General features: G+C 50.0%; 17 protein-coding genes and 2 tRNA genes. 1 reads left to right on the forward strand and 18 read right to left on the reverse strand.

The genetic code is table 11. From position 1 onward, the window contains the following. Positions 1-52: 52 nt before the first annotated feature. From infB to N2K86_RS19590, 4 genes are all read right to left on the reverse strand, one after another. Positions 53-2,740 carry a translation initiation factor IF-2 gene (infB, locus tag N2K86_RS19575; protein ID WP_260659688.1) on the reverse strand — a complete coding sequence of 896 codons (2,688 nt, stop codon included), beginning with the start codon at positions 2,738-2,740 and terminating at the stop codon, positions 53-55. Positions 2,741-2,764: 24 nt separating this feature from the next. Next, positions 2,765-4,267: a transcription termination factor NusA gene (gene nusA, locus N2K86_RS19580; protein WP_089599826.1), complete on the reverse strand. Its 1,503-nt coding sequence runs from the start codon at positions 4,265-4,267 to the stop codon at positions 2,765-2,767. A gap of 28 nt (positions 4,268-4,295) precedes the next feature. Next, on the reverse strand, positions 4,296-4,748 hold the full coding sequence (gene rimP / locus N2K86_RS19585; protein WP_014833432.1) for a ribosome maturation factor RimP: 453 nt from the start codon (positions 4,746-4,748) through the stop codon (positions 4,296-4,298). Positions 4,749-4,955: 207 nt separating this feature from the next. Beyond that, a tRNA-Met gene (locus tag N2K86_RS19590) sits at positions 4,956-5,032 on the reverse strand. Positions 5,033-5,319: 287 nt separating this feature from the next. Between N2K86_RS19590 and argG the strand changes: the two genes are divergently transcribed. Then, positions 5,320-6,666, forward strand: a complete 1,347-nt coding sequence (gene argG / locus N2K86_RS19595; protein WP_260659689.1) for an argininosuccinate synthase — start codon at positions 5,320-5,322, stop codon at positions 6,664-6,666. A gap of 190 nt (positions 6,667-6,856) precedes the next feature. Here the strand turns inward: argG and N2K86_RS19600 are convergent. The 14 genes from N2K86_RS19600 to tssA all read right to left on the reverse strand — a co-directional run bounded on the left by N2K86_RS19600 (position 6,857) and on the right by tssA (position 23,188). Then, positions 6,857-6,943, reverse strand: a tRNA-Leu gene (locus N2K86_RS19600). Between the two features lie 9 nt (positions 6,944-6,952). Further along, positions 6,953-7,285 carry a preprotein translocase subunit SecG gene (gene secG / locus N2K86_RS19605; RefSeq protein ID WP_003861803.1) on the reverse strand — a complete coding sequence of 111 codons (333 nt, stop codon included), beginning with the start codon at positions 7,283-7,285 and terminating at the stop codon, positions 6,953-6,955. Positions 7,286-7,528: 243 nt separating this feature from the next. Beyond that, positions 7,529-8,047, reverse strand: a complete 519-nt coding sequence (locus tag N2K86_RS19610; protein WP_059354212.1) for an Hcp family type VI secretion system effector — start codon at positions 8,045-8,047, stop codon at positions 7,529-7,531. A 290-nt stretch (positions 8,048-8,337) separates the two neighbouring features. After that, positions 8,338-9,261: a DUF4123 domain-containing protein gene (locus N2K86_RS19615; RefSeq protein ID WP_260659690.1), complete on the reverse strand. Its 924-nt coding sequence runs from the start codon at positions 9,259-9,261 to the stop codon at positions 8,338-8,340. A gap of 46 nt (positions 9,262-9,307) precedes the next feature. Further along, positions 9,308-10,378 carry a hypothetical protein gene (locus N2K86_RS19620; protein WP_260659691.1) on the reverse strand — a complete coding sequence of 357 codons (1,071 nt, stop codon included), beginning with the start codon at positions 10,376-10,378 and terminating at the stop codon, positions 9,308-9,310. A 65-nt stretch (positions 10,379-10,443) separates the two neighbouring features. Beyond that, positions 10,444-11,517: a hypothetical protein gene (locus tag N2K86_RS19625; protein WP_260659692.1), complete on the reverse strand. Its 1,074-nt coding sequence runs from the start codon at positions 11,515-11,517 to the stop codon at positions 10,444-10,446. Between the two features lies 1 nt (position 11,518). Beyond that, positions 11,519-11,983 (reverse strand): hypothetical protein, encoded by a 465-nt coding sequence (locus N2K86_RS19630; RefSeq protein WP_260659693.1) that lies wholly within the window; start codon positions 11,981-11,983, stop codon positions 11,519-11,521. Positions 11,984-12,024: 41 nt separating this feature from the next. Then, on the reverse strand, positions 12,025-13,914 hold the full coding sequence (locus N2K86_RS19635; protein WP_260659694.1) for a hypothetical protein: 1,890 nt from the start codon (positions 13,912-13,914) through the stop codon (positions 12,025-12,027). Between the two features lie 11 nt (positions 13,915-13,925). Next, positions 13,926-14,204, reverse strand: coding sequence for a PAAR domain-containing protein (locus N2K86_RS19640; RefSeq protein ID WP_059354207.1), 279 nt, complete (start codon positions 14,202-14,204; stop codon positions 13,926-13,928). A 10-nt stretch (positions 14,205-14,214) separates the two neighbouring features. After that, positions 14,215-16,272: a type VI secretion system tip protein TssI/VgrG gene (gene tssI / locus N2K86_RS19645; protein ID WP_260659695.1), complete on the reverse strand. Its 2,058-nt coding sequence runs from the start codon at positions 16,270-16,272 to the stop codon at positions 14,215-14,217. Between the two features lie 4 nt (positions 16,273-16,276). Continuing rightward, positions 16,277-16,678, reverse strand: coding sequence for a hypothetical protein (locus N2K86_RS19650; protein ID WP_059354205.1), 402 nt, complete (start codon positions 16,676-16,678; stop codon positions 16,277-16,279). Continuing rightward, on the reverse strand, positions 16,675-18,069 hold the full coding sequence (locus N2K86_RS19655) for a VasL domain-containing protein (RefSeq protein ID WP_260659696.1): 1,395 nt from the start codon (positions 18,067-18,069) through the stop codon (positions 16,675-16,677). Before N2K86_RS19655 ends, N2K86_RS19650 begins: the two co-directional genes overlap by 4 nt. Before the next feature lie 52 nt (positions 18,070-18,121). Beyond that, the gene (gene tssM, locus N2K86_RS19660; RefSeq protein WP_260659697.1) at positions 18,122-21,643 is read right to left on the reverse strand and encodes a type VI secretion system membrane subunit TssM; all 3,522 of its coding nucleotides are present in this window, start codon (positions 21,641-21,643) and stop codon (positions 18,122-18,124) included. Between the two features lie 144 nt (positions 21,644-21,787). Beyond that, positions 21,788-23,188 carry a type VI secretion system protein TssA gene (gene tssA / locus N2K86_RS19665; protein WP_260659698.1) on the reverse strand — a complete coding sequence of 467 codons (1,401 nt, stop codon included), beginning with the start codon at positions 23,186-23,188 and terminating at the stop codon, positions 21,788-21,790. Positions 23,189-23,199: the final 11 nt, after the last annotated feature.

The following is a 23,199-nucleotide window of genomic DNA, read 5'->3' on the forward strand; positions in this document are numbered from 1 at the left end:
GGTGGCGCTTCGCTTACCCGGCCTACGTCAGCCAATCTTCAGTCGACGAAGATTACGCGATGGTACGCTGAATTTCGATGATCTCGAACACTTCGATCATATCGCCAACGCGAACGTCGTTGTAGTTCTTCACGCCGATACCACATTCCATGCCGTTACGGACTTCGTTAACGTCATCTTTGAAGCGGCGCAGGGATTCCAGCTCGCCTTCGTAGATAACCACGTTGTCACGCAGTACGCGGATAGGGTTGTGACGCTTGATGTTACCTTCGGTAACCATACAGCCCGCGATCGCACCGAATTTCGGTGATTTGAACACGTCACGTACTTCAGCCAGACCGATGATCTGCTGTTTCAGCTCAGGAGAGAGCATGCCGCTCATCGCTGCTTTCACTTCGTCAATCAGGTTATAGATGACGGAGTAGTAGCGCAGATCCAGGCTTTCGGATTCAATCACTTTACGCGCAGACGCATCCGCACGAACGTTGAAGCCAACCAGGATAGCGTTGGAGGCAGCAGCCAGGGTTGCGTCGGTTTCGGTGATACCACCTACGCCAGAACCGATGATCTTCACTTTCACTTCGTCGGTAGACAGTTTCAGCAAGGAGTCGGAGATCGCTTCCACAGAACCCTGAACGTCAGCTTTCAGAACGATATTCACTTCGTGAACTTCGCCCTCGGTCATGTTTGCGAACATGTTCTCGAGTTTAGATTTCTGCTGACGAGCCAGTTTAACTTCACGGAATTTACCCTGACGATACAGTGCAACTTCACGCGCTTTCTTCTCATCACGCACAACGGTCACTTCGTCACCGGCAGCCGGAACACCGGACAGGCCCAGGATTTCCACTGGAATGGATGGACCTGCTTCCAGCACTTCCTGACCCAGTTCGTTACGCATCGCACGAACGCGACCGTATTCGAAACCACACAGAACGATGTCGCCTTTGTGCAGGGTACCTTCGCGAACCAGAACGGTTGCAACCGGACCACGACCTTTATCCAGGAAGGATTCGATCACCGCACCGCTCGCCATACCATTACGGATCGCTTTCAGCTCCAGAACTTCAGCCTGCAGCAGAATAGCGTTCAGCAGGTCGTCGATACCGGTACCCGCTTTTGCAGATACTGGGATGAACTGCGCTTCACCGCCCCACTCTTCCGGCATAACGCCGTACTGAGACAGTTCGTTCTTCACGCGATCCATATCGGCTTCTGGCTTATCGATTTTGTTGACTGCAACAACCAGAGGTACCTGCGCCGCTTTTGCGTGCTGGATAGCTTCGATGGTCTGTGGCATCACGCCGTCGTCTGCTGCAACAACCAGTACAACGATATCCGTAGCCTGAGCACCACGAGCACGCATTGAGGTAAACGCTGCGTGGCCTGGGGTATCCAGGAAGGTGATCATGCCGTTTTCGGTTTCTACGTGGTAAGCACCGATGTGCTGGGTAATACCACCCGCTTCGCCGGAGGCAACCTTCGTAGAACGAATGTAGTCAAGCAGAGAGGTTTTACCGTGGTCAACGTGACCCATGATGGTCACAACCGGTGCACGCGGTTCAGCCGCTGCGCCGGTGTCACGGTCGCTCATTACCGCTTCTTCCAGCTCGTTTTCACGACGCAGGATAACTTTGTGGCCCATCTCTTCAGCAACCAGCTGTGCGGTTTCCTGATCGATAACCTGGTTGATGGTCGCCATGGCACCCAGCTTCATCATCGCTTTGATGACCTGAGAACCTTTAACAGCCATCTTGTTCGCCAGATCGCCAACGGTGATGGTTTCACCAATCACAACGTCACGGTTAACGGCCTGAGCTGGCTTCTGGAAGCCCTGCTGCAGAGCGGAACCTTTACGCTTGCCGCCTTTACCACCGCGAACAGCTGCACGCGCTTCTTCACGGTCAGCTTTAGATTCAGCGTGCTTGTTGCCTTTTTTCGCTGGACGCGCGGCTTTCGCACTGCGAGTACGACCGCGACCACCTTCAACTTCACGGTCGTTGTCGTCTTCAGCCTGACGCGCGTGCTGAGAAGTGGTCACATGATAGTCGCTGGTGTCTTCAGTCGTTTCAGCGGTATTCACACCATTCTTCTCGTTTTCTTCTGCCATACGGCGCGCTTCTTCAGCGACACGGCGAGCTTCTTCTTCCAGCTTACGGCGGGCTTCTTCTTCCGCTTTACGCTTCAGCTCGGCAGCTTCATTTTCACGGCGGGCTTTTTCAGCCTGGGCGGTTTTGGTCATTTCGTCTGTCTGTTGATTGCTCACTTTGTCTTTTTCCGCAGCGTCACGCTTCACTTTATCACTTGCGTCGCGTTTCGCTTTTTCTGCGGCCTCACGTTCAGCTTTTAATTCTGCTTCACGTTTGGCGGTTGCTTCCGCCGCACGCTGAGCTTGTTCTTCCGCTTCACGCTGTGCCTGCTCTTCCGCGGCAAGGCGTTCTGCCTCTTGCGGATCACGTTTTACAAAGGTGCGCGTCTTGCGGACTTCAATTTGTACCGATTTGCTTTTGCCACCGGTACCAGGGATGTTTAACGTGCTACGCGTTTTGCGCTGCAGCGTTAACTTGTCAGGCGTAGAACCGTGTTCGCGGTTCAGGTGCGTTAACAAGGTTTGTTTTTCTTGCGCGGTCACCGAGTCATCAGCGGACTTCGGGATCCCTGCATCAGCAAATTGCTGTACCAGGCGGTCCACGGAGGTCTGAATCTCAGCAGCCAGCGATTTTACAGTTACATCAGTCATGCTGTTCCTTCCTGCTACAGTTTATTACGCTTCGTCGCCGAACCAGCAAATATTACGTGCGGCCATGATGAGCTCGCCGGCTTTCTCGTCGGTTAAACCTTCGATATCAGCCAGGTCATCAACGCCTTGCTCAGCGAGATCTTCCAGCGTACAAACACCACGGGCAGCCAGCTTGAACGCAATCGCACGATCAAGACCTTCCAGATTCAGCAGGTCATCAGCCGGCTTCTTATCGCCAAGGCTTTCTTCCTGAGCCAGTGCCAGGGTGGTCAGTGCGTTTTTAGCGCGTTCACGCAGGGCTTCAACAGTTTGTTCATCCAGACCGTCAATTTCCAGCAGCTCTTTCATTGGCACATAGGCCAGTTCTTCCAGCGTAGAGAAACCTTCTTCAACCAGAACAGTGGCGAAGTCTTCGTCAATGTCGAGGTATTTAGTGAAGGTATCGATCGCCGCATGGGCTTCAGCCTGATGCTTAGCCTGCAGGTCATCAACGGTCATCACGTTGAGTTCCCAGCCGCTCAGCTGTGACGCCAGACGTACGTTCTGACCGTTACGGCCAATCGCCTGCGCCAGGTTGCCCGCTTCTACAGCGATATCCATGGTGTGTTTGTCTTCGTCAACAACGATAGACGCGACATCAGCCGGAGCCATTGCGTTGATCACGAACTGCGCCGGGTTGTCGTCCCACAGAACGATATCGATACGCTCGCCGCCCAGTTCGGTCGAAACCGCCTGAACGCGCGCGCCGCGCATACCGACGCAAGCACCGACCGGGTCGATACGCTTGTCGTTGGTTTTCACCGCGATTTTCGCACGGGAGCCCGGATCGCGAGCCGCCGCTTTGATCTCGATAACTTCTTCGCCGATTTCAGGCACTTCGATACGGAACAGTTCAACCAGCATTTCTGGTTTAGAACGGGTCACGAACAGCTGTGCACCACGTGCTTCAGGACGCACGGCGTACAGAACACCACGGATACGGTCGCCTGGGCGGAAGTTTTCACGCGGCAGCATGTCTTCGCGCAGGATCACGGCTTCAGCGTTACCCGGCATCCCTTCGGATTTGATCTCCAGAGAGATGTTGTCGCGATTCACTTTCTTCACCACGCCGGTGATGATTTCGCCTTCCTGATCGCGGAACTGATCGACAACCAGCGCACGCTCGGCTTCGCGAACTTTCTGCACGATAACCTGTTTAGCGGTCTGGGTTGTGATACGGTCGAAGGTCACAGATTCAATCTGATCTTCAACGTACTCACCCACATTCAGACTTTCGTCTTCATAACGTGCCGCTTCCAGCGTGATCTCTTTGGTCGGCTGGGTCACTTCTTCAACGATTACCCAACGACGGAATGTATCGAAGTCACCGCTTTTACGATCGATTTCTACGCGAACATCGATCTCTTGTTCGTATTTTTTCTTGGTTGCTGTAGCCAGTGCACTTTCCAGCGCTTCGAAAATCTTCTCACGCGGCAGTGATTTCTCGTTGGAGACGGCTTCAACAACAGCCAAAATTTCTTTGTTCATCGCGGGCTTTTCACCTCAATCCAGACTGTTAAAAGTGGGGAACCAGGTTCGCCTTCTGGATATTACTCAGCGCGAACACTTCATCTTTGCCTTCGACTGTCACCGTGATCATTTCACCATCAACGGCTTTGATAATTCCCTGCCATTTACGGCGGTTCTGTACGGCCATACGCAGAACGAGAGCCACTTCTTCACCGGTAAAGCGCACATAGTGCTCGGCCGTGAACATCGGGCGATCGAGGCCAGGTGAGGAAACTTCCAGGTTGTACGCAACGGTAATCGGGTCTTCAACATCAAGAACCGCACTCACCTGGTGGCTAACATCAGCACAATCATCAACATTGATGCCATCTTCACTATCAATATAGATGCGCAGCGTCGATGTACGGCCGCGAACGAATTCGATGCCGACCAGTTCGTAGCCCAGTGCTTCGACCGGTGCAGTAATCATCTCTGTTAATTTTTGCTCTAATGTGGACAAGCCCACCCCCAAGACATAAAAAAAGGGCGTAAAGCCCAGTTATTCTGTAGTCAGATAACAAAAAACCCCGATAAATCGGGGCTTTAGATAACTGAACCCTATAGCCACAACTGTGGCCTGGAGCACTCTCCGAAAGAATTTTTTCAAATCCAGCTACGAAGGCTCTAAGTCTTCACAGTATATTTGAAAAAGAACTTTATGGGAAAGTGGTTGCGGGGGCCGGATTTGAACCGACGACCTTCGGGTTATGAGCCCGACGAGCTACCAGGCTGCTCCACCCCGCGCCTGAAACGTGGCAAATTCTACGCGTTTTGGGTAGAAAATGCAAATAATGCTGGGATTTGGTACCGAAGACGGGACGTAAAATCGGCGTTTAGTATATTGATAGTTGGCCCCGCCTGTCAAGGCGACTTCCGCCAGAGCGATCAGACCAAATTTTTTACAAAAAACGCGTGAGTCTCTTCCGGTCTTCGGCAAAAGATGATTAAATGAATACTCACTTATTTTGCATAAAAATGCACAAGAGAGCGAAAGCGGTCTCTAATCAGTCAATCAAGCAGGGTTTTATTATATGACGACGATTCTCAAGCATCTTCCGGTAGGACAACGTATTGGCATCGCTTTCTCAGGCGGCCTGGATACCAGCGCTGCACTGCTGTGGATGCGCCAAAAGGGAGCGGTTCCGTATGCATATACTGCGAACCTGGGACAGCCAGATGAGGAAGATTATGATGCGATCCCTCGTCGTGCCATGGAGTATGGCGCAGAGAACGCGCGACTGATTGACTGCCGTAAGCAGCTGGTAGCCGAAGGTATCGCTGCGATTCAGTGCGGTGCTTTCCATAACACCACTGGCGGCCTGACCTATTTCAATACCACCCCGCTGGGCCGTGCGGTTACCGGCACCATGCTGGTTGCTGCGATGAAAGAAGACGGCGTCAACATCTGGGGTGACGGTAGCACCTATAAAGGCAACGATATCGAACGTTTCTATCGTTATGGCCTGCTGACCAACGCCGAGCTGCAGATCTACAAGCCGTGGCTGGACACCGACTTCATCGACGAGCTGGGTGGTCGTCATGAGATGTCTGAATTCATGATTGCCTGCGGTTTCGACTATAAGATGTCCGTCGAGAAAGCCTACTCCACCGACTCCAACATGCTGGGTGCGACGCACGAAGCGAAAGACCTGGAATTCCTGAACTCCAGCGTGAAGATCGTTAACCCGATCATGGGCGTGAAGTTCTGGGACGAAAACGTCAAAATCCAGGCAGAAGAAGTGACCGTACGCTTCGAGCGCGGCCATCCGGTCGCGCTGAACGGCAAAACGTTCTCAGACGACGTAGAGCTGATGCTGGAAGCTAACCGCATTGGCGGTCGTCACGGTCTGGGCATGAGCGATCAGATTGAAAACCGCATCATCGAAGCGAAAAGCCGTGGCATCTATGAAGCCCCGGGAATGGCGCTGCTGCACATCGCTTACGAGCGTCTGCTGACCGGTATTCACAACGAAGACACTATCGAACAGTATCACTCGCATGGCCGTCAGCTGGGCAAACTGCTGTATCAGGGCCGCTGGTTCGATCCGCAGGCGCTGATGCTGCGTGATGCGCTGCAGCGTTGGGTGGCAAGCGCAATCACCGGTGAAGTGACGCTGGAGCTGCGTCGTGGCAACGACTATTCCATCCTGAACACCGTGTCTGACAACCTGACCTATAAAGCAGAACGTCTGACCATGGAGAAAGGTGAATCCGTGTTCTCACCGGACGATCGTATTGGCCAACTGACCATGCGTAACCTGGACATCACCGACACCCGTGAGAAGCTGTTCAACTACGTTGAGAATGGCCTGCTTTCTGCCAGTTCCGGTAACGGCCTGCCGCAGGTTGAAAACCTGGAGCACAGCGATAAGAAGTAATCGCTGATGTAACATGCAAAAGGCGTCCTGGGGACGCCTTTTTTTATCTGGATTTCGTAGGCCCGGTAAGCGCAGCGCCACCGGGCAACATGGCGGGTGGCGCTGCGCTTACCCGCCCTACAAAAGATCGGCGCCCCATAATCTACAGACGAAAAAAAAGACGTCTTTCGACGTCTTTCTTCTGGAATATTGGTACCGAGGATGGGACTCGAACCCACAAGCCCGTTAGGGCACTACCACCTCAAGGTAGCGTGTCTACCAATTCCACCACCTCGGTACGGAATACTTACTGCGGGATATCGCTGGTTGGCTTAGCCGGTGCAGCTGGCTGAGTCTGCTCAGTTTTTGCTGGTGCGCTCAGATTTTCCCACTCGCTTCCTTTACTGGTCTTGTTGCTGTTGATATTGCCCAGCACCAGACTGATGATGAAGAACAGCGTAGCCAGAATCGCCGTTGTGCGGGTCATGAAGTTCGCAGAACCACTTGAACCAAACAGCGTACCGGAAGCGCCTGCTCCGAAGGAGGCTCCCATATCAGCGCCTTTACCTTGCTGCAGCATGATCAGCGCTACGAGAGCGATGGCTACAATAAGGAAAATAACTAAAAGAGCTTCGTACATAATCAACCTGTTCCTTGCGGATTTGCCGCATACCAATGCTTCGACCAATTAGCAGGATTTCTGTTTCCCACTGAAGCGGGTGTGAATACTAACCAAAGCGAATGTGCTTCGCAAGGGCAATTTTGACGCATTGTATCAACTGCGGAAAAAAACAGCAAAAAGCCATCAAAAGTTTAAAAACAGAACTGCAACTGCCTCACTTTTAAGCACTTATCCAGAAAGCGCGCTTGCGCGCGCTTTTTCTTACGCTTCGATTGGCGCACGCCAGTCATCAGCACCAGACGTACCTGATACAGTATGTTCCCAGGTAATCTTACGATAAGCCAGAGACACTTTTACCAGCTGTGTAAACTCCGCCTTCTGCAGATCCTGACAGTGCGGCATCTGGCAGTCGATATCCACAATGGTCGCATCATCCAGGATGGTTGAGAAGAAGTGTTCCTGCTTGCCTTCAATTGACGTGCGATACCATTTCATTTCAACTTTAGGCAGCATCTCGCCGGAAGCCAGGGCATTGTAAAGAAGAGGAACCGCTTTATTCAATGCAACAGTGAATCTGAACGGTTTATGCGCACGCTGGCCTGATGGCTGGCCTGACTGCGGATCGGTCGGAACCGTAACGACATGTTCGAATTCCTGAACCAGCATCTGGTCCTCATGTCCCTGAACATAGATGTTACCGACAGAGTCAGATGTGAACGCACCGGAAGTAATGTTACCCTGGGTTTTGCCCTGGATTGAGATATAACATGGAGTTGGCATTTCAATTTCCTTTGAAAAAAAACCATTAGTTAAGTGAAAAAAAACATCCTGTCTCTTTTCACAACAGAAGAGAATATTCAGCGTCCAGCGGAATAAAACATCTCTGCCAAAAAAGTACCATGCGCTGCGCGCAATAAATTTCTCATGCCTGGGTCAAATGTAAAAAAGCATGAAGAACGTTTTTTCCATTGAGAAAAAAATTGCCATTTAGCGGTTAAATATAACTTCTAAAAATAATAAGGCTCTTTTCTTTATGAAATCAGCCAAAAGCATTCACTAAATTAATAATACTATTCATTGTTCACACGCTGTTGCAAAGGGATTTCACTGCTATTCATTTGCCCATCCACCCATTTATATTGCCACGCGCGTTGCGCCGTCATCAGTGGATTCGGGTCCGGGCTTATCCACATTTGCACAGGGCCAAAAAAATCAGCAAGGCGAACAGAAGCCAGGTTCTGCAACCAATGGTTAAACACCCGCGGGTCATAAAAACGAAACCGGCTCGAAGCCCCGCCTTCTTCCTTTATATAGAGTAGTCCCTGGAGATGGCGGATAAGCTGTTCAGGTTCATCCACATCAGCAACCAGCCACAGCGCATTGAACCCATATTCAGGCCTGGAGAGGATGTATTGCACCAGCCGCGGTTTAGTCCATGCCGCCAATAGCCATGGCCCTTTGACAGCGAGCGCTTGTTCATCAGCACGAAACAGTGAATAACTCGCCACCTCCAGCGCATCGGCCATTCCCTGAACGGAGGCGTCAAGGGCGTTATCGACAATAACCCACAATGGCAGCCCTGCTTCACACAGACGGTAAATCGTATTTTGCGTGACATCGGTTTTAACCGGCGCTCTGGGGTTTAGGGAACACGGGTTAAGTAAGGCCAGCTCTTCTAGAATCGTTAATTTCTCCGGGCCTAGTGCCCCCTGGCTCAGCAGAGCCTGCACGTCTGCCTGTAACCAGAAATGGCTTCCCCCGATAAGAGAGATCGCCAGCATGCGTGGAAACCCTCCGCGCGTAAACAGGTTATGTTCCCGCGCACGCTTAACCTGCTCTTCAAGCCAGCACATTCCCTCCAGGCCCGACGGCAAAGCAGGAATATCATCGCGCTTACTGACATCCCGCAGGGCATTACAAATCATCGCATTTTCTGTTCCCTGTTCAAGTACCCGACGGTCTTCATCGCGTAAATGCCAAAACGACTTTTCCATTTACTCTCCTTCCGGCTCCGTCTTTGACGGAGCCATTTCAGCTCAATTAATTGCGGAACATCTGAATATCTTCGTCTGCGCCTTTGCGCATTTTGATGCTTTCCAGCACCCATATCGCCAGCTCTTCACCGCTGATCTTGTCACGCAGCTCTGGCGGCAGATCGCGGGTGTCGAACCGTCCGGAAATTTTGATCAGCGGCTTCATATGATTCCCGGTCTCGACATCACTTGGGATCCACTGGAATTCCCGGGCAGACGGATTGGTTTTATCGCGGCTGGTATACAGCTCGCCTTTCATACCGCCGACTTCAATGGTTGTGCTCGGGAAGAAGAGTTGCAGCAGTTTGCCTTTGGAGACACGGCTCTGGAGTTTGGCTTCTTCTCCTTTGAGGTAGGTTTCTACATCCACCGACAGAAACGTTTTTGAGTTCTCACGCTTTGAATGCCAGACCATATGATAGGACTCATTCTTTTCGAGCCGACCCGGATAGTAGTGATATTCGTTATCGAGGCAGAAACCCGGAGCATAATGAGGGTACGGTTTATAGGTGATTTTATTGATATCATCCATTTGCGCGTCCAGCTGGCGCTGGACATGCTGGCGAAGTTGATCTTCGGGCATAGGGCGAGGTAGGTCTATGGTATTTCCATTTAATAAAAGCCATTCTTTTCGTTCAGTTATTTCTTTTAAATAAAATACTCTGAACATATACAATTTTGCTAACGAGCTAGCCACATTAGTAGTGTTGAGATATTCCACTATTACACGTGGATTACTTTTCATATCCTGATGGATTATTTTACTTCCATAGCCGATACTATCCTTGCGCATATCAGGCGCAATTGTATCTTTGATATACTGCTGCCAATCTGTTTCAAGAGTAGGATTACCTGCTCTTATCGCAGTAACCATTTCAAGATAAAAATTCTCAAAATTATAATTAGCACTATGCATATACATATAATCAGGCAGCTCAACATCATAGCGCCCAAAACACTGTTTCTGCGTCGACACTTTATTATTTAACATAGAGTCTTTTCCTTTCGCCATATGACCACACCCTTGCAAAATCACTGCAAAACTTAAGATTAACGCCGCAGATAACTTTCTATTCATTTCTTTTATTCCTACAAGCCTGAGGATAACGGGCCGCTATGTAAACGAGCGTGCCCACGGCGTCGTCAGTGGGCGAACATCTGAATATCTTCGTCTGCGCCTTTTCGCATTTTGATGCTTTCCAGCACCCATATCGCCAGCTCTTCACCGCTGATCTTGTCACGCAACTCTGGCGGCAGGTCATGGGTGTCAAACCGTCCGGAAATTTTGATCAGCGGCTTCATATGATTTCCGGTCTCGACGTTGCTCGGGATCCACTGGAATTCCCGGGCTGCGGGATTGGTTTTATCGCGGCTGGTATACAGCTCGCCTTTCATACCGCCCACCTCAATGGTTGTGCTCGGAAAGAAGAGTTGCAGCAGTTTGCCTTTGGAGACACGGCTCTGGAGTTTGGCTTCTTCTCCTTTGAGGTAGGTTTCTACATCCACCGACAGAAACGTTTTTGAGTTCTCACGCTTTGAATGCCAGACCATATGATAGGACTCATTCTTTTCGAGCCGACCCGGATAGTAGTGATATTCGTTATCCAGGCAGAAACCCGGAGCATAATGAGGATACGGTTTATAGGTAATTTTATTGATATCATCCATTTCCGCGTCCAGTTTGCGCTGGACATGCTGACGAAGCTGATCTTCTGGCATAGGACGAGGAATTTCGAACCCATATCCTGTTATCAGCATTGATTCTTTTCTGTCAGGAAATTTCTTCAGATAATATGTATCAAACCTGTATACTGAACTCTGCTCAATATCAGGGTTATTCTCCGTATTAACATACTCCATTATAACCCTTGGATTACTGCTCATATCCTGATGGGCAATTTTACTGCCAAAACTTATACCATCTTTGCGCATATGAGGTGCAATAATAGACTTAATATATTTAACCCAATCATTGTCAATTGTTGGACGTTCTTTTTTTATTGAACGCATAACCTCTAGGTTGAAATTATCAAACCAATAATTCCCACTGTGCATCACCATATAATCTGGAAGTTCAACTTCATAGCGACCAAAACACTGCCTTTGAGTATGTAATTTATTATCCATAATGGTAACCTTACTTTTTGAGAAATGAGTACATCCCTGCAACATTAGAGCCATACTGAATGAGAAAAAAACCGCCTCGAATCCTTTCATTTTATGCACCTTTCTTATTATTTGTTTGGTCGTTGAAGTCCCAGGCAGTCTGCTGTATCTCTTTATATACTGACTTTCTAATGCTTTCGTCCTGATAAATATCAGAATGATGTTCGCTACAGGTTATCGATACACCTGCTGTTATAGAAACTTCCGGAACCTGTCCATCTCCCTCGCCAGATCCTTTTTGCAAGACAAATTCAACGGGAAGTATTTGAGGCGTTGCACCATTATTTGTGAGATAGATACTGCCTTCACCACTATCTGCTAGTCGGCTCATTAAATTTGTATCAAAAAGATAATTAACCCCTTTCATTATCAGGTTATCTGAAGGAATAATTCCCGAAAAAGGAACCCAGGTTTCTGCATCTCCATTGGGTGTCGACGTGCTCTGCGCTTGCCAGATGATTTTATCTCGGGTTGTTGGTTTAGAGTTTTTTCCCGCGAAGCTGACGGTTTTATCCATCCCTTTTCCTTTTAAAAAATTATGGAAAGCTTCGCTTTTATTTAACTCGCTCTGAACGCAGAAAAAAATTTATTAGCTGGTATTTTTTCATATATAAGGAGAGATTTACTTATAACCCTATACCATCTCTGCAAAGCATATTCTTTATAAATATTATCATTTACTTTTAACGATTTTAGAACTGGAGCTTTCTCTCCTTCCACAAGCTCAGACGGCATAGCCTGCCAGCATAACCACCCTTTCGGATAATCATTATTCGGTAAAGCCTCCAGTCCGCACTGGCTGTAACTGAGCACTGCCGTAATCTCAGCGGCGTTAGCCCCTAACACCTGATTGGTCACATAGGCAACAGCCATATCAGACATACTGTCGGTTTTTACCGGGGTTTGCATACCCGCCCGGAACCAGGCATAAATTTCAGGCATACCTGTTTGTGGAACACCCACATGGATGGCTTTCAGTAGTTCCAGATCTTTACCGAAAGGGTTTTGTTCCGGCTCAATACTGAATGGGGGCGCCTCTTCTTCCTTCGCTTTTTTAGCTGCATCAGGAGATTTTTGATCATCAATGCCACTCATATACTCATCAACTTTCTCCTCTGGCTGCTGATTGCTTTCCTCTGAGGCATGACTTCCATCCGTCTCCGGCCCCACGTTCGCCAGCGCGGCCCGCATCACCTGGCCTCCCATCCCATGCGTAATGACAATCACCTGCTTGACCGGCTCTTTTGTCATCCACGTTTCATCACTACTTCCGGGTTTGTAGGAGCCCGCGATTTGTTTGATACGACGCTTAAGTCGCTGTGCGCCATCGGCGCTCCCCTGCATCCAGTTGTAACCCACGACATGCAAAGGAAAGGCGAATCCCGCCATCTGTTTGGCAAAGTTAGGGTTCGCTCCCCAGGGAAGCGGTTCCTCTTTCTTTGCCGGTTCAGCCGCTTTGTTGGTTGCCGCCCCGGTAGAAGGCGTAGCGGCAGGCGTTGCCGGCGCGGCGGCGGGTGCCGCTGGCGTGAAGTCAAACAGCTTCTCGATGGCAGCGAAGAGATCTTTCAGCGCCTTACCTGTTACCAGAGAAGGCTTGGGAATACTCCCCATTTCAGTCGTCGCCCCCGCCTGAGCAACGTCGCGAAGATTAAAACGTGCATCCAGATGACGTTGTAAGGTCATCAGAAATTCGCCATATTGCTCCCAGCAGACTTCACCCCAGCCGCGTAAATGGCGATCTTCCGCGTCTGAGGGACGAATGGCGGTTTGCACCAGATAGTAGGATTTGTCGAAGGTCTCCTTGCCTTTCTCCGCGTCCTGGGGAATGCACAAAATCCTGTCGTCGCGGCCAATTTTTTCCCCCACCAGCAGCTTGCGCCGTTCAGAGGCATCACGGAACATCCACTCCAGTACGGAGATCATGCCCCATACATTTCGGGCAATACGCAATACCTCTTCGGCCTGCCCCATTCTTTCAAAGACGCTATTAATCTCCTTTTCAATGTGCGCGATTTTCTTTTTAATATCAGCTAACTGCTCCTTAACTTTTGCCACCGCGCTTTTGCTGTCAGCGTTAGCATCCTGGCTGGCCGCGTCGATGCGCTTTGCCACGTCATCAAGCCCAACCGACTTTAAAACGCGGCTACTGAGCTTATACAAATCATTCAACGCCCCCTGTAACCCTTTAAGGACGGTTTGTAATTCAATTAATTTTTTCACCACCGGTGAACTGGTGATGGCCGCGGTCGTTTTCGAGACCTTGCCGCTCAGATCTTCTATTGCCGTTCCGAGGGGCGTGTGATAACTGCCCATTCCCGCCAGCGGATCCCATACCACCATGTTTTCATTGGTATTAAAGAGCCGGGTGCCTAACAAATCCGGCACAAAAATAACCGGGATAACCAGCTTCTTGCACTGACACCCCTGGCGACATTCATGACTACTCATTGTCGATGTCCTTATCCAATCGTGAGCGTTGCATCGCCTTCAATCACTTTGCCACCGTGTGCCGTCGGCGACCCCACCAGCGCGACTGGAATACCGTTTACGGTAAGCAATGACGTCCCGCCTGTGATGACATCCGGACTTTCTTTCTGACATTCACAGCGGTGCCCAACCAGCGCTACCGGAATACCGTTTACCGTCAACGCGGGGTCGCCATCCTGTATGGGGCCGCCGATGTGTTTATCCAGCGGGCAGATATGTTGATGTCCTTTTAAAGAAACGGGAATTCCCATTTTGTTCTCCTTAACTCAATGATTGTTTACAGATTGGGCAAATTTCTGATAGCGGATCGCCATTCATGGCGGCCACTTCAAGCGAGTTGAGCGCGCCGCTGGCACTGGCTGTAATTTTTGTCATGGCGTTGATTTTGAGCAGGCTGCTGGATATCGATATCCCGCTGCTATCCATGACAATCTTGCCGTTTGGCCCCTGAATCACGACTTTTTCCGAGCCAATGAGCTGCAGCTCACGGGTGGTGACAGTCACCTTTTTCCCCGCCTGCAACTCATACCAGCCCGCAACGGTGTGATGATGGTCGCCCGCCGTTTCTTCGGTGTAGTCGGCCCCCATCGTGTCTTTACGCTGGTTCAAAACATGAAAGAGATATTGGTTATCAACCTGAATTTGCTGGTTATGGATGACGTTGATCATCTGATCGTGGTGAACACGCTCAATATGATCGTGTTCAACGATGGACGTTTTGTCGTTCTTGATTTCCTCCCGCTGGTCATGGTGGATGGTGGCAAAACGATCCTGTTCAACAACCAGGTATTCATTATTTTTAACCTTGGTCTGGAAATCTTTTTCCGCATGGAAATAGATAAGCTGGTTGTCGTTTTCATCCTCAAACGATAATTCGTTATAACCCGCCCCCTTATGGGTGTCGGTACGTAAAACGGTACGGGTTTTGTGCACCGGCAAAGAATGAGGCGGGACATTCGCAACGTGGTACGTTCTGCCGGTGATGATTGGCTGGTCAGGATCGCCTTCCAGGAACGATACAATCACTTCATGACCGATACGCGGGATGGCCATTGCACCATAACGACTCCCGGCCCATCCCTGCGCCACGCGGATCCAGCAGGAGCTGTTTTCGTTGTTTTCACCTTCCAGATCCCAGGGGAACTGAACCCGCACCCGCCCTACTTCATCACACCAGATCTCTTCGCCTTCCGGCCCTACGACGGTGGCGATTTGCGGCCCATCCACGCGAGGGCGCGGGCTGGGTTCTGGTCGCCAAGTGATTTTGTCCGGAATCGCAGTGAAATGACATTCAAGCCAGGTTCCCTTCACCCCTGCCTCTTCCTCCTGCGACTGTGGCTGGTGGCCCGTGATAATCAGGGATACGGTTTGCCAGACGCAGTTAAAATCATCGTAAGGATGGGAGATCAGCGAGAAGCAATCCCCCGCCGTCAATGACGGAGAATCGGAAACGCCGAGCGCCTGCATTGCGTCACGCCGGAGTGCATCCAGGCGATAGCCACTGTAGGCATCGCCATTAAAATCCGTTTTATAGCGGCCGGGGTAATCATAGTGTTGCATCTGATGATGACGATACGGTGCTTTGTTACCCTGCTCACGATAAAGCATTGCCCATGCCGGATTCTTAAAGGTGTACTCTTTTAGCAGCACCTGGGAAACGCGTAAATTTTCCTCATAGCTGAACCGCTGTATGCTGGCCCCCTCATTCAGACCCCGTCTATGAGGATTCCAGGGTAGGGTCTCTCCTTTTGGTAAAAAGGTGTAGTCATCGATAAAGACCACCTCATGCGCCTTGCCCGTGAAACGGAAGTACCACGAAATCCCCTCTTCGGCCGCAAGGCGAGAGATAAAGTCCAGCGTGGATTCACGGTATTGCACGCAGTATTCACGCACCGGATGGTCATAGCGCAATGAGAAATGAAACGCCGTGATCCCTGCTTTTTGCAGCAGCTGCGTAATAATTTGCTGGGGCGTCTGCTGCTGAAAAATACGGGAGTGATGCTCAAGTGAAAGTAACCACAGGTCCGGCCGGAGCGTCACGCTGTAACGCGTACGCTGGTGTCCGGTGTCGTTGCGGGCGAATCGGGTGACCAGGCCGTGAACGCGACGCTTCAACTCACCGTTAAACCAAATCTGCAGCTCAGCGCCATCGTCCAGCACGCGTGGGAAAGCAATATCGTCATGCTGAGTGGCCAGCTCAAGGTTCAATTCATAGGGCTCAGAAAGCCCTTCCTTTAACTCAAATGCAGCGACGGTTAATGCGCCTGGCATTAACGTATTCGCGACAAAGGTGTACTGAAGGCCGGTACTGTCAGCCATGACCTTATCCTCGCTGTTTCGCTAACTGGACAAAGGCGGCGATATGTTTGTTTCCCGCGAGCGGCTGGCAGGCGGCCTCCGGTACAGGGTTATCCTTTTCGAGAGATTTCTCGACATTAACGCCCATTCGCATCAAATCGGGGTTGTATGACTGAGAGTTCCAGTCTTCGGAGGTGTAGTCTCTGGGATCCCATCCCATATCCAGCGCAGTGATATCCGCAATCATGGCCAGAGATTTATCCTCAGGGATGTCTGTTAGACCACAATGATCGCGCAGGTAGCCTGCGCTACCGATCAGATCGGCCAGAGCATTCATTTGTTCCGTTACCGACGGCTTGCCAACCGCCCGGGTTTGACAACCCACAAGTAATACCGCGGCGAAAGCGAGAAGGGTCATTTTTTTCATTTCTTTTCATCCTGATAAGAGAGTGGTGTGTGGGCTGACTTAAGCGTCTGCAACGCTTGCAGATAACGGGCCTGGATCCCTTTCAGCTGATCGTCCACTTTCTGAAGATCGGCCGGGGAAGGCTGTTTACCTTGACGGATAGACTGCTCGATTGACGTTAGCTGGTAAGAGAGCGGCTCTGTCTCAGACAGACGCTGTTGAATGTCGTAAATGGCGCTTTTGAGGTAAGAGATCGTAACGGTACGGTGCTGCTTTTCGTTATTGAGGAGTTCGCCCATGAGCAACTGAAGCTTCTCTTTTGCCTGCTCATAACCAGGCACCGTGCCCTGCGAAGAGAGTTGCTCGACCCGCTTATACCAACCGCGGGTGACGGTGTTTCCCGGATAAATTTCTTCCAGCAATCTCACCATCTCAAGCCCTGCACTCATTGACTCCACGGGCGATTGCGCAAGGATGGTCTCCAGCTTTTGCTGGTATTTTTCAAGAATCAACGGACGACTGGCCGTTAGTTCCGGGAGATGTTTTTCCGCTGTTGCCGTCTTGACCAACTCAGGCGGGGGTTGTGTACTCATGAGCATTTTGTCAACCACGCTGCGTTGTTGAAAACGGCTAACCACGAACGTTCCAGGCAGCGTTAATAAGGCACCTGTCACGATGCCAGCCATTATTAGTCCCCCTCGCCCGTTTGCCTTGGCTCGCTTCCCGGCAAAAGTATTAAGCGAAGAGGTATCAGTGAATACCTGTTGTTGTCTGCCCGGTTGCGCCGCGGTTTCCACCGAAGGTGAATTGCTCTCTTTATTTTCCGGAAGATAGACCAGCGGCAACGTCACGGTAGATCCGTTATTATTCGGCGTTGATTCATCCGGGGGATGAATAGCGGAAATCGTCTGTGCCAGATAAAAATGGACGCTTTGCAGGAGCGTGAAATTTATGTTTCCTATAGCATTCAGTTTTTCACATATTTTACTCAACGCATATTCAGCGCGATAGATATCTCGCAGTGACTGCTTATTTTTAGGCAATTGCCGAATGGCTGAACCGACCCGCGCCGCAAACCAGTCGAGGATTTCTTGCCTTGCCCTGGCCGGATTTTCCGGTGGCCACACTATTTCCCATTGGGAAACAATAAGCACAGCCAATAATTCACACCCTTCGGCAAAACCATTCCACTGATTTAACCGGGTACGCGCCATGCTGTAATAAACAACGCTCTGCAGGTCAACGCCGTTAGAAGAAAACAGCTTGATGGCCTGTGATTGCAGAAGATTCCAGTCAATAACAGGATGAAGCGGATGATTTAACTTATTAATCTCAGTTCTAATCACCTCAAATGCTTCGAAAGCACGAGGGTCTTTACCCGTTGCGACAGGTTGATAATCTAAATGTCCCATATAAATTAATCGGGTTGTGTTATATTATAAACAAACCCGATTAAACTCCTTGTCAGTATAGTTGATCCATCAATGTAAATTGACTAAATATATCTCCAGCGAATGGATTATCGGATGCATCCATATAAATACGATAGCTCACTGTTCCACCGTCAACTGTGAAGCGGATATCAAAGCTGCCATCCTGAATACTGGTCAATTCACCTTTATCAAGAATATGGAAAGTTGCCCATGGACCAGAATACCCTATACTCCGTGGCGATGCTCCCACCGCATTGGGCACAAGCGTAATTTTGCTTTCATTTCCGGCGCGCATCGCATTTGGCCAGACAAGATGGGCCGTCGTAGGGTTCCCTTGCGTATAATCAATCAATTGCCCGTCAAGATTCAGGACAGCACGACGCTTGTTGGAACTGAGCTCTATCGGTGATATAGCATATTGAATACCAAAACCATTTTGTTTTGAGAATAAAACCGAACGGATTTTCTCCGCTTTCTGGAGAGACTTAACGATTTCTGGGCGAATCACCGAGCGACCATCCACAGCACTGGCGTGTCCCTCAACGAACACTTTCAGGTTATCTTTGTAGAAACTGTCGATGACACCGTCCGGGGCAAAGAAGCGTTCCATATCACTGAGAGCAACGTCTTTCGTCGCTTTACTGTTAAACGGATATTTGTCAGCCAGCTGTGAAAGGAATGGGGTTACAACCTTATCTGACCACTCTTTTTCAAGTGATTGCAATGCAAGACCCATAACAGCTTCCCAGCTATTATCTGCCAGTTGGCCAACCCAACGTCCGAGAGGGTCAGAGAGGTTTCTCGACATCTGTTTCGCAGAGAAGAACGAATCAGCATTGTTTTGCTGGAAACGCATCTGCACCAGTAGCAGCGCCGCCTTGCCTGGCTCCGGGGCGTTACTGATGCGATGCAATTCGGCATTCATTGCTGTCAGCGCAGTGTATGCCTGGCGCAACTGTCCGTTCTGATCGTCACTGTGATCGACCAACGCTTTCTGTTCTGTAAAGGAGCGACCAATACGGTTGAGTAACACATACTCAGGTTGATTCTCCATTTTCTCCAGCGTATTTTTCTGCGCAATGTTAAGCACCTGCGCAACCTTTTGTTCTTTTTTAGCCGCACCGGCAACCGGAATGTCAGGATCGACAATAGCGGCCTGAAGCTGATTTTGCGTGTTATCGCGTAATAACAGCAAGGCTCGCCAGATTGGCTGTCCGTTATTTAATACCGCATCCAACGCATCAGTCGCTTCAGAGATGTCGGCAAAAGGTCGAATAGAGAGATTGGTGAGCGCATTGCGCCAGCGGCTCACATAATCGCCAACATAGCGGTCAGTAATCTGACGCTGGATCTCCCGTTTATCCGCCTCACTGTAGTCAGTATGCTCAGTCAGTTTTAACACCCATGCATCTAACCCAGTGATATCTACCAGACGATCCATTTGTTTGGTCAAGTAGTGCCCCAGACCATAGCGCGTCCAGAACTGAGGAATTTTCAACAGCGCGTCTTCATCGGCGACAAATACCGCATCAAACTGGGCCCCAATTTCGGTGCGAAGATCGAGATCTGGCGGAAGTTGTTCTCGAGCCTTAATGCCCAGGTTTTGATAAACACGCTGGTATAGCGGGAGCTTACTCAACTCACGCTGGGCACTTTGCACATCGCCGGCAAACGGCTCCCAGGCGGTAATCGCGTCTCGATCGCCTTTACGCCGCTCTCCTGCCCAGTCGGTATGTTGAAGCGCGTAGTCCAGATGCTGCATCAGTCGTTCCTGCACCTCTCGCTGGCCGGTAAATGCTTTTTGCCAGCGTCCGCGCATATACTCTTCAACAAGCGGGATACTGCGCCCACTCTTGTCCTCAAGCATGCGCATAATGCGCAGTAGCGCTAATTTTTCGTCGCTGTTATCGGGTGCAATTTCCAGCTGCTTCTGCAGATCTGCCATTAACTGTGGCAAAAAACGTAGCGTCAGAAAACGGAGATAGGTCTTTTCAACCAGCTGTCCAATTCTGTCTCCCTGATATAACCCCATATCTGAAAACAGCGAGTTCTTATCATGGTAATCGCCATAAGACAGGGTGGCATCACGAATAATGTCCATGTGCGGTAACCAGTCAGCCCCGAGCGGTTGACTGGAATCAGGCGAGCCAATTTTCTGGAAAGTCTCGACTTTTTTGAGCGCTAACTCTCCTGCCCGATAGTTCTTGAGATAGTAATAATACCAGCCACTGAGCAGCGATACCGTCACCCCACCAGCAATGACCGTTGCGAGCGTTAAATTATGGCGCCGGACGCGGGTAAATTCATCGTTCTCACCAGCAAGATTAGGTTCTGAAAAAAGAATATTCGAAAAAAGATCGTGAAGAAAATATCCATTCTGGTTATCTTTTGGTTGCCAGGCACCTTGCGTCGTTGAATGTAATCCATACCTTTCTGCAATCACATCCTGGAAGAAGTCACTGCGCCTGTTTTGTTGAATGGCCGACGTAAAATAGCAGCCACGGATAAGCATTTGTCTGCCCGGATCGCGATTGTAATGCCTTAACAGATCGTTGATGGTCTCTCCGGTCACCGTTTGCAGCGCAGAAAGTTGACCTATAAAGCAAAACAACGCCGTGCGAAGATCGATTGTGGTCCCATTGATCATCTGCTCAGGCATCAGCTGATTTAGATTTTGCTGCCACTCTTCCCAAAATGCTTTAAGCTCTTTGCGCCACCTGTCACCTTGTTCCGCCTCTAATGAGAATGAAACCCCAAGGACCTTATTGCGCATATGTTGCGATAAAGCAGGGTATATCGCCTCAAAACCATTCAGTACATCTATTTTATTGATGATGAGATAGACCGGAACACGGCATGCGAAACGATCGCTTAGCGCCAGAATATGGGTTTGCCACCGTTGCGCCCACATACGGCGACTCTCTGCCGTCATCGCCATCAATTCCTGGACGTTAATCGTTAAAACCACCCCATTAAGCGGCTGGCGAGGACGATGCGCTATTAACCAGTCCAGAAGATGCTGCAGTAACCGCCCGCCCCGATGGTGCCCCTTGTCTTTATCGTGTTCATCTTGCTGGAAGAATTCTCCGGGGGGATCGATCAGAACGGCAGGCTCGGTTAAGAACAGCCCCAGCGTTTTAAGCGCTTTGCCATCGTACATCTCTCGCTTCAGCTCACTCTTGAAGTTGAGCGGAATAACCTGATCGGATTTGTGGATCAGGGTACTTTTGCCGCTGATGCTCTCCCCCATCATCATGTACCAGGGACGGCTGTACATAGCATTTTTAAGGTGGCTTCGCTGGGAATAGTGCTGCAGCCATTCATCCAGAAAACGCGTCTGATAGTCGACACTTGCCTGGTAAGGCAGGATTTCTGTTGCCTGCTGACCGGGCAAGACACGCTGCACTTGTTTATAGAGATACCAGCTGACAGCACTCAGCCCCAGCAGCAAAAGAAGCAACGTTGCCACAATGCGGTTGCCAGCCGATCCCAGCGGTTTTATTTCTCCCCATGTCCACAGAGGGCCCCATAACCAAATAGCAAGCAGCCCCATTCCCCATATCAGCCAGAGTAACGTTAAAGAAAATGAAAACCGAGGTAACAGAGGCTTAAGTCGCCATAATTTGCCTGTGAATGTCTTCACAGCCCGCAATGGAGAGAGCCAATAAGCGATCTTATTTATAAAAAACATGAATAATTACTCCAGTCCCTGTGAAGTGTCAGAAATATATTGCTTCAGGAAAGTCATTAATGAAGGTTCCCACTCCTCAAGTGAGAGTGTGCGAATACTTTTCCAGAGCGAGCAGAATTGATGCTGGGCGAGTTCACTTAAACCCGCTTCCTCCAGCAGTCTCGCTGTAGTGAGTTGGTTATAAAAATAAAAGCGAGGATCGGCGCACGTTTCCTTCTTTTGAAGATCTTCAAGTTTGTTTAACGCGGCCTGTAGGCCATTTACATGAAATTCATGCCAAAGTGATTCATCATCGTTTATAGACAGTTTGTGATGCTCACTCTCTTTTTCCACGTCCATAATCCAGAGGCAAGTATCAGGACTGGCAAAAGATGTCCCATCGCTGAACTGCATTTTCTCTATACCGGGAAGCCTGTTGATTAGTCTCGCCACGCTTTCCCGAATAGCCTGAGCCACTTCATGATAACCACTCAGCTCGGCTCTGAGGGAAGAGAGATAATGTCCATCAAACCACCAGGGGGCGAGGGTCAGGCTGGTTTCGATCTCTTTCCAGACTTGCGGATCGATAGCCATTCTGTTGCGATAATCAGACACACGATCCGGGGAGACAGCAGCAAGCTGCGTTTTGATCCCATCTTTGCTCGCTGGAGCACTGTTCAGGTTCCCCCAAATTGCATGACGACGAACCAGATAGCCAACCGGCTCGGCAGGGTGGGATTCGCACAAGAGATCGGCCACTTTAAGCAGGCTTTGTCGCCACGCTCTTTCCGAGTCAGTAGCGATATCGAAGCCCGCTGTGGCTGACGGGATTAGCGAAGAGATTGCCGGCTTAGTCTGCGGCACCTCATCCGCTTTCCTGACGGAAGCGTCACTCGCCGATCGATCATAGATCTGCATAAGCGAACTCACCTCAGACGAAAGGGTTGCATCAAAAGAACAAAGCATTTCCGATAAAACGACCATCGTTTCGCGGAATTGCTTTCTTTCAACTTCATCGCATCGCTGTGAGAAGTACCCGGCCACGCCTTCAAAACGCTTCAAGACTTGTTGCAAAAGCCTGACTCTAATCCGGGCATCTTGTGGCCAGGCGGTGGAGGCAAAATGACGTAAATATTCGGTCAATAACACACCTGCCAGCACCACCTGTTCGGGATGTCCGCCATGCTGAAGCGTGCGCAACAAATGGATTACGATCCGAAAATCTTTACTTTCCTGCTCCAGCAGGATCAGGCAATGTTCCTGAATGCGAGGAATATCAACGTGTTCATGGGTTAGTGAACCCAATCTTGCAATACCGCTGTCAACCTCTTCCCATAAAGGCGATTCTTCGTTGACTTTTGCCGTCGTTTTTTCCTCCGACAAGGGGGCCAGGACCCGCTGCAGCCAGGGGTGATTGTTTAATGTCATCTTTTTCTCAA

Origin of the sequence: Enterobacter mori (assembly GCF_025244905.1) — a bacterium.
GTDB lineage: Bacteria > Pseudomonadota > Gammaproteobacteria > Enterobacterales > Enterobacteriaceae > Enterobacter > Enterobacter mori_A.

Coding starts and splice junctions, on each gene's coding strand:
- N2K86_RS19620 (WP_260659691.1), bottom strand. CDS start 10,378: ATGAATAGAAAGTTATCTGCGGCGTTAATCTTAAGTTTTGCAGTGATT.
- nusA (WP_089599826.1), bottom strand. CDS start 4,267: ATGAACAAAGAAATTTTGGCTGTTGTTGAAGCCGTCTCCAACGAGAAA.
- N2K86_RS19625 (WP_260659692.1), bottom strand. CDS start 11,517: ATGAAAGGATTCGAGGCGGTTTTTTTCTCATTCAGTATGGCTCTAATG.
- infB (WP_260659688.1), bottom strand. CDS start 2,740: ATGACTGATGTAACTGTAAAATCGCTGGCTGCTGAGATTCAGACCTCC.
- tssI (WP_260659695.1), bottom strand. CDS start 16,272: ATGGCTGACAGTACCGGCCTTCAGTACACCTTTGTCGCGAATACGTTA.
- N2K86_RS19630 (WP_260659693.1), bottom strand. CDS start 11,983: ATGGATAAAACCGTCAGCTTCGCGGGAAAAAACTCTAAACCAACAACC.
- N2K86_RS19655 (WP_260659696.1), bottom strand. CDS start 18,069: ATGGGACATTTAGATTATCAACCTGTCGCAACGGGTAAAGACCCTCGT.
- N2K86_RS19635 (WP_260659694.1), bottom strand. CDS start 13,914: ATGAGTAGTCATGAATGTCGCCAGGGGTGTCAGTGCAAGAAGCTGGTT.
- tssA (WP_260659698.1), bottom strand. CDS start 23,188: ATGACATTAAACAATCACCCCTGGCTGCAGCGGGTCCTGGCCCCCTTG.
- tssM (WP_260659697.1), bottom strand. CDS start 21,643: ATGGGGCTGCTTGCTATTTGGTTATGGGGCCCTCTGTGGACATGGGGA.
- N2K86_RS19640 (WP_059354207.1), bottom strand. CDS start 14,204: ATGGGAATTCCCGTTTCTTTAAAAGGACATCAACATATCTGCCCGCTG.
- N2K86_RS19615 (WP_260659690.1), bottom strand. CDS start 9,261: ATGGAAAAGTCGTTTTGGCATTTACGCGATGAAGACCGTCGGGTACTT.
- N2K86_RS19650 (WP_059354205.1), bottom strand. CDS start 16,678: ATGAAAAAAATGACCCTTCTCGCTTTCGCCGCGGTATTACTTGTGGGT.
- secG (WP_003861803.1), bottom strand. CDS start 7,285: ATGTACGAAGCTCTTTTAGTTATTTTCCTTATTGTAGCCATCGCTCTC.
- argG (WP_260659689.1), top strand. CDS start 5,320: ATGACGACGATTCTCAAGCATCTTCCGGTAGGACAACGTATTGGCATC.
- N2K86_RS19610 (WP_059354212.1), bottom strand. CDS start 8,047: ATGCCAACTCCATGTTATATCTCAATCCAGGGCAAAACCCAGGGTAAC.